The sequence below is a fragment of the Pseudomonas sp. KCJK9111 genome, assembly GCF_046231935.1.
Classification (GTDB): Bacteria; Pseudomonadota; Gammaproteobacteria; order Pseudomonadales; family Pseudomonadaceae; genus Aquipseudomonas; species Aquipseudomonas parafulva_B.
Map to the genome: position 1 here is coordinate 125,817 of NZ_JBJJMO010000001.1, position 18,125 is coordinate 143,941.

Sequence of the window (18,125 nt, forward strand, 5' to 3'; positions counted from 1 at the left end):
TGTCAGCCGTGCTGTGCCCCCTCGAACCACGCCAGCTTCTCGCGCAGTTGCACCACCTCGCCCACGATCACCAAGGTAGGCGCATGCACTTCATGGCGTGCAACCAGCGCAGGCAAATCGGCCAAGGTGCCGGTGAACACACGCTGGTTGCGCGTCGTGCCTTGTTGGATCAACGCGGCCGGCGTGCTCGCTGCCCGCCCGTGGCGGATGAGTTCTTCGCAGATGGTCGGCAAGCCGACCAGGCCCATGTAGAACACCAGCGTCTGGGCAGGCGCGACCAAGTCGTCCCAAGGCAGGTTGCTGCTACCGTCCTTCAAGTGCCCGGTGACAAAGCGCACCGACTGGGCATGATCGCGGTGGGTCAGCGGGATGCCGCCGTAAGCGGCACAACCGCTGGCAGCGGTGATACCCGGCACCACCTGGAACGGGATGTTGTGCTCGGCCAGCTCCTCGATCTCCTCGCCGCCACGGCCGAAGATGAACGGATCACCGCCCTTCAGACGCAGCACGCGTTTGCCTTGCTGGGCAAGGTCCACCAATAGCCGGTTGATCTGATCCTGGGGAACGGCGTGCTCTGCACGACGCTTGCCGACATAAATGCGCTCGGCATCCCGACGGCACATGTCGATGATCGCAGGCGCCACCAGGCGGTCGTACAGCACCACATCGGCCTGCTGCATCAACCGCAGCGCGCGGAACGTCAGCAGGTCCGGGTCTCCCGGGCCAGCACCGACCAGGTAGACTTCGCCGCCCTGCTGCACCGGCGCGCCATCGACCATCGCCTGCAGCAACCGCTCGGCCTCTGCGCCCTGCCCAGCCAGTTGGCGTTCGGCAATCGGCCCCTGGAAGACGGTCTCCCAGAAACCCCGGCGCTGGTTTACATCCGGGTACAACGACTTGACCGTGTGCCGGAAACGCGCCGCCAACCCGGCCAACTCACCGTAGGCAGCAGGGATCCAGGCTTCGAGCTTGGCCCGGATCAAGCGTGCCAGGACCGGGGCATCGCCCCCGCTGGACACCGCGATCACCAAAGGCGAGCGGTCGACGATGGCCGGGAAGATGACCGTGCACAATGCCGGCGCATCGACCACGTTGACCGGCAGGCTCAGGGCCTGGGCATCGGCCGATACCTGGGCGTTGAGCCCCGGATCGTCCGTGGCGGCGATCACCAGTCGGCAACCTGTGAGGTCACCCGGCAGGTAACCGCGCACCAGCACCTGGCCACCGCCTTCACGCGCCATGCTGGCCAGCTGGCCATCGATTTCTGGCGCCACCACACGCAGCGCGGCGCCAGCATCAGCCAAAAGACGCGCCTTGCGCAACGCGATCTCGCCACCACCAACCACCAGCACCAAGGCGCCCTGCAGTTTGTGGAACAGCGGCAGGTAGTCCATTTAGCGGATCACCTCAACGCCACCCATATAGGGCTTGAGCACTTCGGGCACCCGGATCGAGCCGTCGGCCTGCTGGTAGTTTTCCAGCACCGCGACCAACGTGCGGCCCACGGCCAAACCGGAACCGTTGAGGGTGTGCACCAGTTCCGGCTTGCCGGTTTCCGGGTTGCGCCAGCGCGCTTGCATGCGGCGGGCCTGGAAGTCGCCGCAGTTGGAGCACGAGCTGATCTCGCGGTATTTGTCCTGGCTGGGCACCCACACTTCCAGGTCAAAGGTCTTGACGGCGCTAAAGCCCATGTCACCGGTGCACAGTGCCAATACGCGGTACGGCAGCTCGAGCAGTTGCAGCACACGCTCGGCATTGGCCGTCAGGCCTTCGAGCGCTTCCATCGACTTGCCAGGCTCCACCACCTGCACCATCTCGACCTTGTCGAACTGGTGCTGGCGGATCATGCCGCGCGTGTCTCGGCCCGAAGCACCGGCTTCACTGCGAAAGCACGGCGTGTGCGCCACGAACTTGAGCGGCAGTTGCTTGGCGTCGAGAATTTCCCCAGCCACCAGGTTGGTCAGCGACACCTCGGCGGTCGGTATCAGGTAGAAGTCCGCCTCGCCTTCGCGGGTGATCTTGAACAGGTCTTCCTCGAACTTGGGCAACTGGCCAGTGCCCTGGAGGGCTGGCGCCTGCACCAGGTACGGGGTGTAGTGCTCTTCGTAGCCATGCTCACCGGTGTGCAGGTTGATCATGAACTGCGCCAGTGCGCGGTGCAGGCGTGCGATTGGGCCGCGCAGTACGGCAAAACGCGCGCCAGACAGCTTGGCCGCCGCTTCGAAGTCCAGCCCGCCGCTGAGTTCGCCCAGGGCGACGTGGTCCTTGATCTCGAAATCGAACGACTTGGGCGTGCCCCAGCGACGCACTTCGACGTTCTCGTCTTCGCTGGCACCGACCGGCACACTGGGATCGGGCAGGTTGGGAATGGTCAGCACGATGCTGTCCAGTTCTGCCTGGATACCGTCCAGCTCGGTTTTGCCGGCGGCCAGCTCATTGGCCATGCGCTCCACATCAGCCATCAGCGGGGCAATGTCCTCGCCCTTGGCCTTGGCCTGGCCGATGGATTTGGAACGGGCATTACGCTCGGCCTGCAGTTGCTCGGTACGGGTCTGCACCGCCTTGCGGCGCTCTTCCAGTGATTCGATGCGCGCGACATCCAGGCTGAAGCCACGGGAGGCCAGGCGATCCGCCACTTCCTGAAGTTGGCCGCGTAACAGTTTGGAATCGAGCATATCGTTCTCTCGTTATGTGTAGGTGTTGGTCAGAATCGAGTGAGGGACAATCCTGCCCAGGTCGCGAGCAGCCCGCCCACGACACTGATGGCCGAATAGCCCAACGCCAGAGGCACCTGCCCGCTTTCCAGCAAGCGTACGGTGTCCAGCGAAAAAGAGGAAAACGTGGTCAGGCCGCCCAGAAACCCCACGATCAAACCAGCCCGCAACTCGGCCGGGACCATGGGTTTGTGCAGAAACAGGCCATACAGCAGGCCGATCAACAAGCAGCCCACCAGGTTGACGGCAAGCGTACCTATATAGAAGTGCCGCGGCCAGTGGGCGACCACCCAATTGCCTGCGGCAAAGCGCAACAGGGTACCGGCGATACCGCCGGCACTGACGGCGGCGATCAGCGTGATCATAGCTTTCTCCGCTGTCGCGGGCTACTGCGATCAAGATCGGCCAAGTGCCGGAGTTTTTCGCCAATCTTGAGCTCGAGCCCGCGCGGCACGGGTTGGTAATACTGGCGTGGCTCCAGCGCTTCGGGAAAGTAGTCTTCACCGGCTGCGTAGGCATCCGGTTCGTCGTGGGCATAGCGATACTCATCGCCGTAACCCAGCTGTTTCATGAGTTTGGTTGGCGCATTGCGCAGGTGCAGCGGCACCTCCAGCGAACCATGCTCGGCCGCCTCGCGCAGGGCAGTCTTGAAACCGACGTAAACGGCGTTGCTCTTCGGGGCGCAGGCAATGTAGGTGATGGCCTGTGCCACTGCCAGCTCACCTTCAGGGCTGCCCAGCCGCTCCTGCACGTCCCAGGCTGCCAGGCACAGGCTCAAGGCGCGGGGGTCGGCGTTACCAATGTCTTCGCTGGCCATGCGCACCACCCGGCGCGCAATGTAGAGGGGGTCGCAGCCGCCATCGAGCATGCGCGCAAACCAGTAGAGCGCCGCGTCAGGGTCCGAACCCCGGACGGATTTATGCAACGCCGATATCTGGTCATAGAATGCTTCCCCGCCCTTGTCGAACCGGCGACGGCTGTCTCCTAGCAGGCTTTGCAGCAGATCGACGTCGATCTCACTGCCGTCCTCGGCCAGGTCAGCAGCATTTTCCAGGAAGTTGAGCATGCGCCTTCCGTCACCATCGGCGGCGGCCCTGAGCATGTCGAAGGCCTTGTCGCCAACGCGCAAGTGACGTTTGCCTAGCCCCCGCTCCTCGGTGAGGGCGCGGTCTACAAGCTTGCGCAGCGCAGGCTCGTCCAGGCTCTTGAGCACGTAGACACGCGCCCGTGACAATAGCGCGTTGTTCAGTTCGAAGGACGGGTTTTCGGTGGTAGCCCCGATGAACAGCAAGGTGCCGTCTTCCACGAAAGGCAGGAAGGCATCCTGCTGAGACTTGTTGAAACGGTGCACTTCGTCGACGAACAGGATGGTACGACGCCCGTACTGGCCGGCCTGCTGCTTGGCCACTTCCACCGCCTGGCGGATTTCCTTCACGCCCGCCAGTACCGCCGACACCGTTTCGAAATGCGCATCGCAAAATTGCGCCAGCAGCCGCGCCAGGGTCGTCTTGCCAACCCCCGGCGGGCCCCAGAAGATCATGGAGTGCAGCGCACCTTGCTCCAGTGCTTCACGCAGCGGTTTACCGCGGGCAAGCAGGTGCTCCTGGCCGACATACTCGTCCAGGTTGGACGGGCGCAGACGGGCGGCCAGGGGCTGGGCGACAGGTTCGCTTCGAAACAGGTCCATGACAGGCTCTGGTTACTCCTTGATGACGTCTGCACCTTTGGGGATGTCGAACTTGAAGGTACTGTCCGCCACCGCCTGGTTGGCCTTGACGCCATTGAACAGGATGTTGGTACGCTGGCCAACGCTGTCGATCAGCTGCATGTCATTGATCAGCCCCTTGCGGAACGATACACGCAGCGAGTCGAACAGGGTGTCCTTGGTCTTGGGCTTGAGGGTAAAGTCCATCACATCGCCCTGCTGACGGGAGACGATATCGAAGCTCTGGCTGATCTTCGACACATCACCGGAAAGCAGCAGCGCCGGCGTCTGGTTCAGGCGCACGTCGAGTTTCTTGACGGTAGCCTGCTCAAGATCTGGGTCCCACAGGGTGACGTTCTTGCCGTCCGATACCACCACCTGCTCCTGGGGCGCATTGGTGTGCCAGTAGAACAGGCCTGGGCGCTTGACCGTCATCTTGCCGGACGTTTCCTGCAGGCTGGTGCCGCCTGCATCCAGGGTCAGCTGGGAGAAATTGGCTTCGATGGTCTGCGACTTTTCCAGCAACTGGGTCAGGCGCTGGACGTCCTGCTCGCCGGCGAACGCCGAGACCGGGCCCAGGGCAAGGGCCGAAACCAACAGCATGCGAATAGCGCGCATGGGAATCCTCATTGAGCGTTGAATGGGCCGAGCACCACCGTTGGCGCCCGGCAGGGTGATATCAATCGCGTGGGCCGCCTGGAGCAATCACTTCCCGCGAGCCGTTGCTGTTCATCGGAGTGACCACACCGGCCATCTCCATGGCTTCGATCATGCGGGCCGCCCGGTTGTAGCCGATCTTGAGCTTGCGCTGCACGGCGGAAATGGACGCGCGGCGGCTCTCGAGCACGAACTGTACGGCTTCGTCGTACAGGGCATCGCTTTCGGAATCGTCGCCATCACCACCGCCACTGCCACCTTCGAAGCCGCTGCCGGCTTCTTCAACACCGTTGAGGATGTCGTCGTTGTAGTCAGGGGCACCGCGCTGCTTCCACGCCTCGACCACACGGTGCACTTCGTCATCGGACACGAATGCGCCGTGGACACGGATCGGCAGGCTGGTGCCAGGCGGCATGTACAGCATGTCACCGTGGCCCAGCAGCTGCTCGGCACCGCCCTGGTCGATGATGGTACGCGAGTCGATCTTGCTCGACACCTGGAACGCCATGCGCGTCGGGATGTTGGCCTTGATCAGGCCGGTGATCACATCCACCGACGGTCGCTGGGTCGCCAGGATCAAGTGGATACCGGCAGCCCGCGCCTTCTGCGCGATGCGCGCGATCAGTTCCTCGACCTTCTTGCCGACGATCATCATCATGTCGGCGAATTCGTCCACCACCACCACGATGGTCGGCAGCGTCTTCAAGGCAGGCGGTTCATCCTCCATGCTTTCGCGGCGATACAGCGGGTCGTGGATGATTTCGCCGGCTTCCTGGGCATCCTTGACCTTGCGGTTGAAGCCCGCCAGGTTGCGCACGCCCATGGCGGCCATCAGTTTGTAGCGCCGCTCCATTTCCGCCACGCTCCAGCGCAGGGCATTGGCCGCGTCCTTCATGTCGGTGACCACGGGGCACAACAAGTGCGGAATGCCTTCGTAGATCGACAATTCGAGCATTTTCGGGTCGATCATGATCAGCCGTGCATCTTCGGGGCTGGATTTGAACAGGATCGACAGGATCATCGCGTTCACGCCCACCGACTTACCCGAGCCGGTCGTACCCGCCACCAGCAAGTGCGGCATCTTCGCAAGGTCGGTGATGACCGGCTTGCCGCCGATATCGTGGCCCAGGGCCAGGGTGACCGGCGACTTCTGTTCGTCGTACTGCGGGGTGGCAAGTACTTCGGAGAAGCGCACCATCTGGCGATTCTCGTTGGGAATCTCGATCCCCACAGTGGTCTTGCCCGGGATCACCTCGACCACCCGCACACTGGTCACGGCGAGCGACCGCGCCAGGTCCTTGGCAAGGTTGGCGATGCGGCTGACCTTCACCCCGGCGGCCGGCTGGATTTCGTACCGGGTAATCACAGGCCCTGGATGAATGGAGTCCACCGCCACCTCGACACCAAACTCCTTGAGCTTGATTTCCAGCAGTTGACCAACACCAGCCAGGGACTCGGGGGAATACTCGATCTTTTTCTGTTCAGCCGGGTCCAGGATGGAAATCGGCGGCAAGGTGCCTTCCACTGCGCTGTCGATGAATTGCGGCGCCGGGGTTTCTCTGGCGATGCGTTTGACTGGCTCGGGCGCCTTGGCAGCCGAGGGCGGCACGATGTTGGAGATCAGGGCCGGCGCGACCGCTGGCGCGGGCGCCGAAGGCCGGGCCGGTGCCGGTTCGCGTGTGATCACAGGTTCGCGCTGCACCACCTCTTGCTCACGCGCAACCGGGTCGCGCATCGTCACAGGCTCACCGCCCAGGGTCGGTTCGCGCGGCTCGGGCTGAGCAGGCGCAGGCTCGCGCTTGAACAAGCGTTCGCGCAGTGCAGGCTTGGCCGGCTCACGGGGTTCGGGCGCCACAGGCTTGGCCTTGACGACGGGCTCGTCCTCGCGCAGCTGCGCTTCCAGGCGCTTGCGTTCGTTACGCGCCTCCCACCAGCGCGAGGCCGCGCCCTGCACCAGTTCCAGCAGATCCAGCGTGATCTTGCCGGTCATGTCCATCACCTTGAACCACGACAGGTCGGTGAACACCGTCAGCCCGAACAGGAACAGGGCGATGAACATCAGGGTGCTGCCCTGCACGTTCAGGAAGTTGCGAGCCAGGTCGCCCAGGCTTTCGCCCAGGGCGCCGCCGGCCGAGAACGGGATGCTTGCCGGAGGATGGAAGTGGATATGGGCCAGCGCGGCCCCGGACAACACCAGGAATATCAGGCCTATCAACCGCCAGGAGAACAACCAGCCGCTCCAGTCCCAGGGCTGGTGGCGCTGGCGGAAAATCTGCCAGGTCTTGATCGCCAGCAGCAACGGGAAGATGTAGGCGAAGTAGCCCAGCACCATGAACAGGATATCGGCGAAATAGGCGCCGGCTCGCCCGGCGGCATTCTGCACTTGGTCGACGGTGGCGGTGTGGCTGAAGGCCGGGTCCGAGGTGTCGTAGGTCAGCAGCGCCATCCACAGGTACAGGCACAGGGCGCCGACGGCGATCAGCGCACCCTCCTTGAGACGGTAGTGCAGCTGCTGCCGCCACAGGGGCACGGGCAAGGGAGCTGGGGTTGCGGTGGATTTCTTCAAAACGCGTCTATTCCTGCGCGTGGTGCGCGTCCAATAGTGATCGGCCAGGGCCGAAGCCAACGGATCACTACTTTTAACATTACTGCCCGCCAGCCGCCATGGCGGCACGCCGTCTGGGGATCTGGCCGGGGGCGACTTTCCAATAGCTGCAATTTGAGCACGCATTGTCTTCTGTGACAAAGGCTTATGCTGTGTTTTTGCACAGGTGTGACAGCAAATGTCGCCGATGGTGCCGGCCATAGCTGCATTGTGTCCGAAATTGCCCAGATCACTGCGAGACACTGCCTACACCGGCGCTGCCCATGGCCCGCAGTTCAGCACAAGCCACCCGATTACTGGCGCAGCGCTCAATCGCGACCTTCAAGCGATTGACCCCATTTGCCCATCGCGCCATGCTGGCCACCCCCCTCCCCTACCGCATGACCGACCATGTTGACCTGGCTGAAACGCGATTCCTTGACTTTCCCTGCGCTGGACCGCGCCTTGCAAGAGCCCAACGGCCTGCTCGCCGCAGGCGGCGACCTGACGCCCGAGCGGCTTGTCCAGGCTTACCGTCACGGCTGCTTTCCGTGGTACCAGGATGGCCAGCCGATCCTGTGGTGGTCGCCTGACCCGCGCACCGTGCTGGCGCCTGCTCGATTGCATGTGTCGCGCTCGTTGGCCAAATGGATGCGCCAAGGCCGCTACCAGGTCAGCTTCGACACCGACTTCGCCGCAGTCATCGCAGCCTGCGCGGGGCCGCGCGATTACACCAACGGCACCTGGATCACCGACCCCATGCGCATGGCCTACTGTGAACTGCACGCACGCGGTATTGCCCATTCGGTCGAAGTTCGCCAGGACGGTGAGCTGGTGGGCGGCCTGTATGGCCTGGCCATGGGGCAGCTGTTTTTCGGGGAGTCCATGTTCAGCCGCGCGGACAATGCCTCGAAGGTTGGCTTCGTGACGCTGGTCCGGCACCTGGAAGCAGCCGGCTTCGTGCTGATCGACTGCCAGATGCAGACCGATCACCTGCAGAGCCTGGGCGCCCATGCCATCAGTCGGCGTGAATTCGCAGGCTACCTGGCACGCCACCTCGATCAGCCCAACACCGCCACCTGGGTTTGCTAGGCGCGTTTTCCACACCTGGCTTACACTTAGGCAAAGTCTCACCGAAGGGGTTGACCATGACAGAGTTGGCGCGGTTGAAGTTCTATGCCACTCAACCCCACACCTGCAGCTACCTGCCCGACGAGCAGGCCACCACGTTGTTCCTGGATCCCAGCCAGCCAATGGACGTTAACGTGTATGCCGACCTTTCGGAGATGGGATTTCGCCGCAGTGGCGATCACCTTTATCGCCCTCATTGCCAGAACTGCAACGCGTGCGTGCCTGCGCGCATACCGCCGGCACGGTTTGTGCCCAGCCGTCAGCAGCGTCGAATTCTCAAGCGCAACGCCGATGTAACGGTGACCGCTGCACGCCCTGCCTTCAAGGAAGAGTATTTCGATCTGTACCGGCGCTACATCGAGGCGCGTCACGCTGATGGGGACATGTATCCACCCAGCCGCGATCAGTTTTCCACGTTCCTGGTTCGCCAATTGCCGTTCTGCTGGTTCTACGAATTTCGCGCCAGCGGCCGGCTGCTGGCAGTCGCCGTCTGCGACCTGCTGCCCAATGGCCTTTCTGCCGTGTACACCTTCTACGAGCCTGATGAAGAGCGCCGCAGCCTGGGCCGGTTTGCCATCCTCTGGCAGATTGGCGAGGCGTTGCGACTTGATCTGGACGGCGTTTATCTCGGCTACTGGATCAAGAACTGCAAGAAAATGAACTACAAGACGCAGTATCGGCCTATCGAGTTGTTGATAAATCAGCGTTGGGTTGCCCTCAACTGAAAGCATTGGCTTGACACACAGTTTTCGGGCATAATCCACGCCACTTTTTTGCCCGGTGCGGTTATGCGTCGGGCCAACACTGGATCCGAGGGCTCTACTGCATGTCGAAAGAAGACAGCTTCGAAATGGAAGGCACTGTCGTCGACACCCTGCCCAACACCATGTTCCGCGTGGAGTTGGAAAACGGGCACGTCGTAACCGCGCACATCTCCGGAAAGATGCGCAAGAACTACATCCGTATTCTCACTGGCGACAAGGTTCGCGTCGAACTGACGCCGTATGACCTGAGCAAGGGCCGCATCACATACCGTGCGCGCTAAGCTCCAGCCATGAAAAAGCCCGGCATGTGCCGGGCTTTTTTGTGCCTGTGTGGATAAGGAAGGGGCCGCATGCGGCCCCTGAGGCTTAGGCCACCTCGGCAGTGGTCTCGTAGTCGAAGACCAGTTCGCCATCGCGCAGGTCCACGTGCACCACACCGCCGTGCTCGGCCAATTCGCCGAACAAAATCTCCTCGGCCAGGGGCCGCTTGATCTTGTCCTGAATCAGTCGACCCATCGGCCGCGCACCCATCTGCACGTCGTAGCCCGACACCGCCAGCCAGCCACGCGCCGCGTCGCTGACCTCCAGAAGCACGCGCTTGTCCTCAAGTTGCGCCTGCAGCTCGATGAGGAACTTGTCGACGATACTCTTGATGGTCTCGGTGCTCAGGCGGCCGAACTGGATGATGGTATCCAGGCGGTTGCGGAACTCCGGTGTGAAGCTCTTGCGGATGACTTCCATGGCATCGGACGCATGGTCCTGGTGGGTAAAGCCGATGGACGCCCGCGCAGCGGTTTCAGCACCCGCGTTGGTGGTCATGATCAGGATCACGTTGCGGAAGTCCGCCTTGCGCCCGTTGTTGTCGGTCAGGGTGCCGTGGTCCATGACCTGCAGCAGCAGGTTGAAGACTTCCGGGTGGGCCTTCTCGATCTCATCGAGCAGCAACACGCAGTGCGGCTGCTTGGTGATGGCCTCGGTCAACAGACCGCCCTGGTCGAACCCGACGTAGCCAGGTGGCGCACCGATCAGGCGCGACACGGTGTGACGCTCCATGTACTCGGACATGTCGAATCGCACCAACTCGACCCCCAGTGCCTTGGCCAATTGACGCGCCGCCTCGGTCTTGCCCACGCCGGTAGGGCCGGCGAACAGGAACGAACCCACAGGCTTGTCAGGCGACTTGAGCCCTGCACGCGACAGCTTGATGGCGGTCGCGAGCGAATCGATGGCTGCGTCCTGACCGAATACCGTCAGCTTCAGATCACGCTCCAGGTTACGCAGCAACTCCTTGTCGGAACTGGTGACATGCTTGGGTGGAATACGGGCGATCTTGGCGACGATGTCCTCGACTTGAGGGACGTCGATCCGCTTCACGCGATTGGCCTCGGGCTGCAGGCGCTGGTAGGCGCCGGCTTCGTCGATGACGTCGATGGCCTTGTCGGGCATGTGCCGGTCATTGATGTAGCGCGAGGCCAGCTCCGCCGCTGCGCGCAGCGCTTCGTCGCTGTACTCGATGTTGTGGTGGCTTTCGAAACGCCCTTTCAGGCCGCGCAGGATACCAACGGTGTCCTCCACGGAAGGCTCGCTCACATCGACCTTCTGGAAGCGCCGTGCCAGCGCCCGGTCCTTCTCGAAAATCCCGCGGAATTCCTGGAACGTGGTGGAACCGATGCAACGGATTTCGCCCGACGACAACAACGGCTTGAGCAGGTTGGAGGCATCCATGACGCCGCCAGACGCTGCGCCGGCACCAATGATGGTATGGATTTCGTCGATGAACAGGATGGCCTGTGGCCGCTTGCGCAGCTCACCGAGCAGCGCCTTGAAGCGCTTCTCGAAGTCGCCGCGGTATTTGGTACCGGCCAGCAAAGCGCCCAGGTCAAGGGAATAGACCACGCTCTGAGCCAGCAGATCAGGCACCTGGCCGTCGACGATGCGCTTGGCCAGGCCCTCGGCAATGGCAGTTTTGCCCACGCCGGCCTCACCTACCAGCAGGGGGTTGTTCTTGCGCCGACGAGCCAGGATTTGCGCCACGCGCTCGACTTCCTGTTCGCGTCCAACCAACGGGTCGATACGCCCGGCGCGGGCCAACTCGTTGAGGTTGCTGGCGTAGGCGTCCAGTGGATTGCTCGAAGAGGTGGTTTCACCGCCCTCATCGTCCGGCATTTCCTGGTCGCTGTCCGAATGCGGCCCATGGCCGGGCACCTTGGAGATGCCGTGGGCGATGTAGTTGACCACATCGATGCGGGCCACGCTCTGCTGCTTGAGCAGGAACACAGCCTGGCTTTCCTGTTCGCTGAAGATCGCCACCAGCACATTGGCACCGGTGACCTCGCGCTTGCCGGAGCTCTGCACATGGAACACCGCACGTTGCAGCACACGCTGGAAGCCCAGGGTCGGCTGCGTCTCGCGGTCTTCATCGCTGACGGGAATCAAAGGGGTCGTAGAATCGATGAACTCTTGCAGGTCATGCTTGAGCTTGTCGAGATTGGCGCCACAGGCGCGCAGAACGGTCGCGGCAGCCTCATTGTCAAGGAGGGCCAGCAGCAGATGCTCGACCGTCATGAACTCATGACGCTTCGAACGGGCCTCCTTGAAGGCAAGATTGAGGGTGACTTCGAGCTCGCGGTTTAACATAGCTTCACCTCATACCCAAGTGGTCGGCGATTAACCGTCCTTCTCGATTTCACAGAGTAGCGGATGCTGGCTTTCCCTGGCGTATTGGTTGACCTGCATGGCCTTCGTTTCGGCGATGTCGCGGGTAAACAATCCGCACACTGCCCGCCCCTCGGTATGGACGGTCAGCATGATCTTGGTCGCCAGCTCACGGTTCAGATTGAAGAACGTTTCGAGCACTTCGACGACGAAATCCATCGGCGTGTAGTCATCGTTGAACAAAACCACCTTGTACATAGGTGGCGCCTGCAGGATCGGCTTGGCTTCCTGAACCGCCAGACCAGCGCCATCGTCCTCGTTGGATTGAGGGCGATCCTGATTGAATGTTAGTCGAATCTGGCTGTGTGCATGCATGGAAAGAATTTCATCACATCGACAGGATAAGGTTATGGGTTGACCCTGCAGCAAGCGATACGGCCTGGCCGCTGCATGACCTTGACTATCGGCAGAACGGTGTTACAACCAATAGGAACACACCGTGGTCAATAAAGATCCGCGCAGCCAACCCGATTTTTTCCGAAGGTTCGTATGCGGATGACGTGGATGATACTCCAGTGATGGAGTCCTTGCAGAGGGACATAGGGATGGCAAACGGTAAAGTCAAGTGGTTCAACAACGCCAAAGGGTATGGATTCGTGGTCGAGGATGGCAAGAGCGAAGACCTCTTTGCCCATTATTCCGCGATCCAGATGGATGGCTACAAGACACTCAAGGCCGGTCAGTCCGTTCAGTTCGATGTCATCCAGGGCCCGAAGGGCCTGCATGCTGTCAACATCCGTACCCAGGAAGCCGTGCAGGCGCTGTCACGTGACGCGACGCCGGTAGTCAGTACTGTGGATGCGTGACGCCCGTATTTCCATCCTGGGAGTACCGTACGTACGATGACCAGTAGCGTGCGGCGTATCTGTACGTATGGAGTTACAACTTCGTCATCCAGACTACCCTTAGCGCCTGCACGGGCTGTGGTGCTGTTCCGTGCGACAACCGGTCACATTGTCGCTACGTCTTTGGTCTTATAAATGGGCCGATATCACTCAGTCTTGATGATTAGGCTGATTGGTTTGATATACTGCCCCGCGACCGCAGGGTCACCGGGGCGATCCCTAGGAAAATGCGGACCGTCCCAGGCCATCTCAGGCCACTAAGCCCGGGTTGTTACCGCAGCTCGGCACTTGACGCTCGACTGATGCATCCACCATCACAGCTCGCAGCCTCTCGACTTTCCGCCCATGGCGCTGCCAGGGCGGTGCGCCTACCCGGTGCACCACGAGACTCGAGCACGCTCAGCACACAGAGAGTTAGCCCGCATGCCCACCCGTTCCAAGATCATCTATACCTTCACCGACGAAGCTCCTGCCCTCGCCACCTACTCGCTGCTGCCGATCATCGAAGCCTTCACCGCTTGCGCTGACATCGCCGTCGAAACCCGCGACATCTCCCTGGCAGGCCGTATTCTTGCAGCCTTCCCGGAGCAACTCGGCGCAGAGAAACAGGTAGGCGATCACCTGGCGGAACTGGGCCAGCTGGCCACCACCCCTGAAGCCAACATCATCAAGTTGCCTAACATCAGCGCCTCGGTCCCGCAGCTCAAGGCTGCGATCAAGGAGCTGCAAGGCAAGGGCTTCAACATCCCGGACTACGCCGACGAACCGGCTACCGCCGAGGAAAAAGAATCGCGCGCCCGCTACGACCGCATCAAGGGTTCGGCCGTGAACCCGGTCCTGCGCGAAGGCAACTCCGACCGTCGCGCACCGCTGTCGGTCAAGAACTACGCACGCAAGCACCCTCACAAGATGGGCGCCTGGGCGGCCGACTCCAAGTCGCACGTGGCTCACATGAGCCAGGGCGACTTCTACGGCAGCGAGAAGGCTGCACTGATCGAGGCTGACGACAGCCTGCGCATCGAGCTGGTCGGCGCCGACGGCACCACCACCGTTCTGAAAGAAAAAACCGCCGTCAAGGCAGCTGAGATCATCGACTGCGCCACCATGAGCCGCAAGGCCCTCAAGGCTTTCGTCGCCGAGCAGATCGCCGACGCCAAGGCATTGGGCGTGCTGCTGTCGGTGCACCTGAAAGCGACCATGATGAAGGTTTCCGACCCGATCATGTTCGGCGTCATCGTCGAAGAATTCTATAACGATGTACTGGCCAAGCACGCTGCCGCCCTGGCCGACGTAGGCTTCAATGCCAACAACGGCATCGGCGACCTGTACGCCCGCATCAAGGACCTGCCAGCCGAGAAGCAGGCCGAAATCGAAGCGGATATCCAGGCCCTGTACGCCGAGCGCCCTGCCCTGGCGATGGTCAACTCCGATAAAGGCATCACCAACCTGCACGTGCCAAGCGACGTGATCGTCGACGCCTCGATGCCGGCCATGATCCGTGATTCGGGCAAGATGTGGAACAGCGCAGGCGAGCTGCAGGACGCCAAGGCGATCATCCCTGACCGCTGCTACGCGGGCATCTACCAGGCCACCATCGAAGACTGCAAGGCCAATGGCGCCTTCGACCCGACCACCATGGGCAGCGTACCGAACGTTGGCCTGATGGCGCAGAAAGCCGAGGAATACGGCTCCCACGACAAGACTTTCCAGATCAAGACCGATGGCGTCGTGCGCGTTGTCGACACCAAGGGCAACCTGGTGCTGGAACAGCAGGTCGAAGCGGGCGACATCTTCCGCATGTGCCAGGTCAAGGATGCGCCGATCCAGGATTGGGTCAAGCTGGCTGTCAACCGCGCCCGCCTGAGCGATACCCCGGCCGTGTTCTGGCTGGACCCGGCTCGCGCCCACGACAGCGCCATGATCGAGAAGGTGCAAACCTACCTCAAGGACCACGATACGTCCGGCCTTGATATCCGCATCATGTCCCCGGTCGAGGCCATCAAGTTCTCCCTGGCTCGCATCCGCGAAGGCAAGGACACCATCTCGGTGACCGGCAACGTGCTGCGCGACTACCTCACCGACCTGTTCCCGATCATGGAACTGGGCACAAGCGCCAAGATGCTGTCGATCGTGCCGCTGATGAATGGTGGCGGTCTGTTCGAAACCGGCGCTGGCGGCTCGGCACCCAAGCACGTGCAGCAGTTGGTGGAAGAGAACTTCCTGCGCTGGGACTCGCTGGGTGAATTCCTGGCCCTGGCCGCATCCCTGGAGCACCTGGGCAACACCTACGACAACCCACGCGCCAAGGTGCTGGCCCAGACCCTGGATCAGGCGACCGGCAAGTTCCTGGACACCAACAAGTCGCCTTCGCGCAAGGTCGGCGGCATCGACAACCGCGGCAGCCATTTCTACCTGACCCTGTACTGGGCACAAGCACTGGCAGCCCAGGATGACGATGCGGCCCTGAAAGCTCGCTTCGCTCCGCTGGCCAAGGCCTTGAGCGACAACGAAGAAAAAATCGTTGCCGAACTCAACGCGGTCCAAGGCAAGCCAGTGGACATCGGTGGCTACTACGCCCCTGACGCCGACCTGACTGCCAAGGTCATGCGCCCAAGCCAGACCCTGAACAGCGCCATCGCTGCCCTGTAAGGCTCGCTTGACGTAACCCACGAACCCCGGCCACGCACCGGGGTTCGTGCTTTCTGGGCCGCAGAACGGCCAACTCGCTCACCCTGGAGCATTGCATGACCTGGCACCCCCATATCACCGTCGCCACCGTTGTCGAAGACAACGGCAGGTTTCTGTTTGTCGAAGAGTTCAAGGCCGGGAAACATGTTTTCAACCAGCCTGCCGGTCACCTGGAACCCAATGAAACCCTGGCCCAGGCGGCGCTGCGTGAAACCCTGGAAGAAACGGCTTGGGAGGTAGAGCTGACCGGACTGGTTGGCATCTACCTGTATACGGCCCCGAGCAACGGCGTGACCTACCAGCGCATCTGCTTTGCCGCCCGCCCGGTCCATCATCGGGTCGACAGCCCCCTGGACAGCGATATCGAGCGCGCCTTGTGGCTGACGCGTGACGAGCTGCTCGCCGACCCCGCGCGCTGGCGCAGTGAACTGGTGCCACGCTGCCTTGACGACTACCTGCAAGGCCCGCTGCATAGCCTCGACCTGCTGCGCGACTGACGCGTCGCTGCGGGTTTGGTAGTATCGGCGTTTTTCCTCTTGATCTACATCGGTAACCATGACCAGCCCAGCACTCAAAGACCCCGCCAAGACCCGCGTCATCGTCGGCATGTCCGGCGGCGTGGACTCTTCCGTCTCCGCCCTTCTGCTCATGGAGCAGGGCTACCAGGTGGAAGGGCTGTTCATGAAGAACTGGGAAGAGGACGACGGCACCGAATACTGCACGGCCCGTGAAGACTTGGCAGATGCCCAGGCTGTTTGCGACCGCATCGGTATCACCCTGCACACCGCCAATTTCGCGGCCGAGTACTGGGACAACGTGTTCGAGCACTTCCTTGAGGAATACAAGGCCGGCCGCACCCCGAACCCCGACATCCTCTGCAACCGCGAGATCAAGTTCAAGGCATTCCTGGACTACGCCCTGTCCCTGGGCGCCGACCTGATCGCCACCGGTCACTATGTGCGCCGCCGCGACACGGGCGAGCTGACCCAACTGCTCAAAGGCCTGGACCCGAACAAGGACCAGAGCTATTTCCTGCATGCCGTGGGCGGCAAGGAAATCGCCCGCACCTTGTTCCCGGTAGGTGAGTTGGAAAAACCCGAGGTGCGCGCCATTGCCGAGAAACACGGCCTGGCCACAGCCAAGAAGAAAGACTCCACCGGCATCTGCTTCATCGGTGAGCGTCGTTTCAGCGACTTCCTCAAGCAGTACCTGCCGGCCCAACCCGGCGACATCGAAACCACCGACGGTGACGTGATCGGTCGCCATCATGGCCTCATGTACCACACCATTGGCCAGCGCCAGGGCCTGGGTATCGGCGGTCTGAAGGATGCCGGGGACGAGCCTTGGTATGTACTGCACAAGGACCTGACCCGCAATGTGCTCGTGGTCGGCCAAGGCAATGAACACCCTTGGTTGTTCTCCCGCGCCCTGCTGGCTTCCGAAATCTTCTGGGTGAACCCGGTCGACCTCGATAGCCCACGCCAGCTCACTGCCAAGGTTCGCTACCGACAACACGACCAGCAGTGCACCCTTCACCGCACGGCCACTGGTTATCGGGCCGTGTTCGATGAGCCGCAGCGCGCCGTCACGCCTGGCCAGTCGGTGGTGTTCTATGACGGCGAGGTTTGCCTGGGCGGCGGCGTGATCGAAGCAGCCGAGCCTTGGAGCCCACGCTCGTGAACCGCGTGCAGGAACAGTTGATCGCGCTGGGTGGCGTGTTCCAGGCAGCCGTGCTGGTGGACCGCATCGCCCGCACCGGGCAGGCCAGCGAAGCCGATATCGGCTGCATGCTGGGCAGCCTGCTGGTGCGCGACCCCAAGGATACGCTGGAGGTATTCGGTGGCGACGACCTTAACTTGCGCGACGGTTACCGCGCACTGGTCGGGGCGCTGGAGCGCGACCCCAGCAGCCTGCAGCGCGAGCCTTTGCGTTATGCCTTGTCAATGCTGGGCCTGGAGCGGCAGTTGAACAAGCGCGGCGACCTGCTCGAGACCATCGGCAACCGCCTGCCGCAGATCCAGTCCCAGGCCGATCACTTCGGCCTGGTGCACGAGAACGTCATCGCGTCGAGCGGCGCGCTGTACCAGGACACCTTGAGCACCTTGCGTCAGCGCATCCAGGTGCACGGCGACATGCGCTTCCTGCAACAGCCCAACAACGCCTCCAAGATCCGTGCGTTGCTCCTGGCCGGTATCCGCGCTGCACGGCTATGGCGTCAGCTGGGCGGGCATCGCTGGCAATTGGTGTTCAGCCGGCGCAAATTGCTCAACGAGCTTTACGACATGATGCGCACAGCGCCCTGAAGCCGGCGCGCAAACGCTC

At 62.1% G+C, this 18,125-nt stretch carries 16 protein-coding genes; 8 read left to right on the forward strand and 8 right to left on the reverse strand.

Annotated features, from left to right (window positions below):
• Positions 1-2: 2 nt before the first annotated feature.
• The 6 genes from cysG to ACK59L_RS00720 form a co-directional block, all read right to left on the reverse strand.
• Complete coding sequence (cysG, locus tag ACK59L_RS00695; protein WP_409271225.1) at positions 3-1,394, reverse strand: siroheme synthase CysG; 1,392 nt, start codon at positions 1,392-1,394, stop codon at positions 3-5.
• On the reverse strand, positions 1,395-2,675 hold the full coding sequence (gene serS / locus ACK59L_RS00700) for a serine--tRNA ligase (protein ID WP_100851866.1): 1,281 nt from the start codon (positions 2,673-2,675) through the stop codon (positions 1,395-1,397).
• Positions 2,676-2,704: 29 nt separating this feature from the next.
• Complete coding sequence (crcB, locus tag ACK59L_RS00705; protein WP_027916182.1) at positions 2,705-3,079, reverse strand: fluoride efflux transporter CrcB; 375 nt, start codon at positions 3,077-3,079, stop codon at positions 2,705-2,707.
• Entirely contained in the window at positions 3,076-4,401 is a 1,326-nt protein-coding gene (locus tag ACK59L_RS00710; protein WP_409271228.1) for a replication-associated recombination protein A, read from the reverse strand. The genes crcB and ACK59L_RS00710 overlap by 4 nt, the downstream gene beginning before the upstream one ends.
• A gap of 12 nt (positions 4,402-4,413) precedes the next feature.
• On the reverse strand, positions 4,414-5,037 hold the full coding sequence (gene lolA / locus ACK59L_RS00715; protein ID WP_058603462.1) for an outer membrane lipoprotein chaperone LolA: 624 nt from the start codon (positions 5,035-5,037) through the stop codon (positions 4,414-4,416).
• Positions 5,038-5,098: 61 nt separating this feature from the next.
• Positions 5,099-7,690: a DNA translocase FtsK gene (locus ACK59L_RS00720; protein ID WP_409271295.1), complete on the reverse strand. Its 2,592-nt coding sequence runs from the start codon at positions 7,688-7,690 to the stop codon at positions 5,099-5,101.
• A gap of 381 nt (positions 7,691-8,071) precedes the next feature.
• Here ACK59L_RS00720 and aat point away from each other — a divergent pair, with 381 nt between their 5' ends.
• The 3 genes from aat (at position 8,072) to infA (ending at position 9,836) form a co-directional block, all read left to right on the forward strand.
• Positions 8,072-8,752 (forward strand): leucyl/phenylalanyl-tRNA--protein transferase, encoded by a 681-nt coding sequence (aat, locus tag ACK59L_RS00725; RefSeq protein ID WP_409271230.1) that lies wholly within the window; start codon positions 8,072-8,074, stop codon positions 8,750-8,752.
• Between the two features lie 56 nt (positions 8,753-8,808).
• Positions 8,809-9,516: an arginyltransferase gene (locus ACK59L_RS00730; RefSeq protein WP_058603464.1), complete on the forward strand. Its 708-nt coding sequence runs from the start codon at positions 8,809-8,811 to the stop codon at positions 9,514-9,516.
• Between the two features lie 101 nt (positions 9,517-9,617).
• Positions 9,618-9,836 carry a translation initiation factor IF-1 gene (gene infA / locus ACK59L_RS00735; RefSeq protein ID WP_002553999.1) on the forward strand — a complete coding sequence of 73 codons (219 nt, stop codon included), beginning with the start codon at positions 9,618-9,620 and terminating at the stop codon, positions 9,834-9,836.
• A gap of 85 nt (positions 9,837-9,921) precedes the next feature.
• On the opposite strand, the gene clpA is transcribed toward infA, so the two are convergent.
• The gene (clpA, locus tag ACK59L_RS00740) at positions 9,922-12,192 is read right to left on the reverse strand and encodes an ATP-dependent Clp protease ATP-binding subunit ClpA (RefSeq protein WP_058603465.1); all 2,271 of its coding nucleotides are present in this window, start codon (positions 12,190-12,192) and stop codon (positions 9,922-9,924) included.
• Positions 12,193-12,222: 30 nt separating this feature from the next.
• Positions 12,223-12,585, reverse strand: coding sequence for an ATP-dependent Clp protease adapter ClpS (clpS, locus tag ACK59L_RS00745; protein WP_023534830.1), 363 nt, complete (start codon positions 12,583-12,585; stop codon positions 12,223-12,225).
• Positions 12,586-12,815: 230 nt separating this feature from the next.
• Here clpS and cspD point away from each other — a divergent pair, with 230 nt between their 5' ends.
• The 5 genes from cspD (at position 12,816) to hflD (ending at position 18,106) form a co-directional block, all read left to right on the forward strand.
• Positions 12,816-13,076, forward strand: coding sequence for a cold shock domain-containing protein CspD (gene cspD, locus ACK59L_RS00750; protein ID WP_409271233.1), 261 nt, complete (start codon positions 12,816-12,818; stop codon positions 13,074-13,076).
• A 462-nt stretch (positions 13,077-13,538) separates the two neighbouring features.
• Positions 13,539-15,764, forward strand: coding sequence for an NADP-dependent isocitrate dehydrogenase (locus tag ACK59L_RS00755; RefSeq protein ID WP_409271235.1), 2,226 nt, complete (start codon positions 13,539-13,541; stop codon positions 15,762-15,764).
• 95 nt (positions 15,765-15,859) lie between these two features.
• Entirely contained in the window at positions 15,860-16,300 is a 441-nt protein-coding gene (locus ACK59L_RS00760; protein WP_409271237.1) for an NUDIX hydrolase, read from the forward strand.
• Between the two features lie 58 nt (positions 16,301-16,358).
• Positions 16,359-17,483, forward strand: coding sequence for a tRNA 2-thiouridine(34) synthase MnmA (gene mnmA / locus ACK59L_RS00765; protein ID WP_058603469.1), 1,125 nt, complete (start codon positions 16,359-16,361; stop codon positions 17,481-17,483).
• Positions 17,480-18,106, forward strand: coding sequence for a high frequency lysogenization protein HflD (hflD, locus tag ACK59L_RS00770; RefSeq protein WP_027916192.1), 627 nt, complete (start codon positions 17,480-17,482; stop codon positions 18,104-18,106). Before mnmA ends, hflD begins: the two co-directional genes overlap by 4 nt.
• Positions 18,107-18,125: the final 19 nt, after the last annotated feature.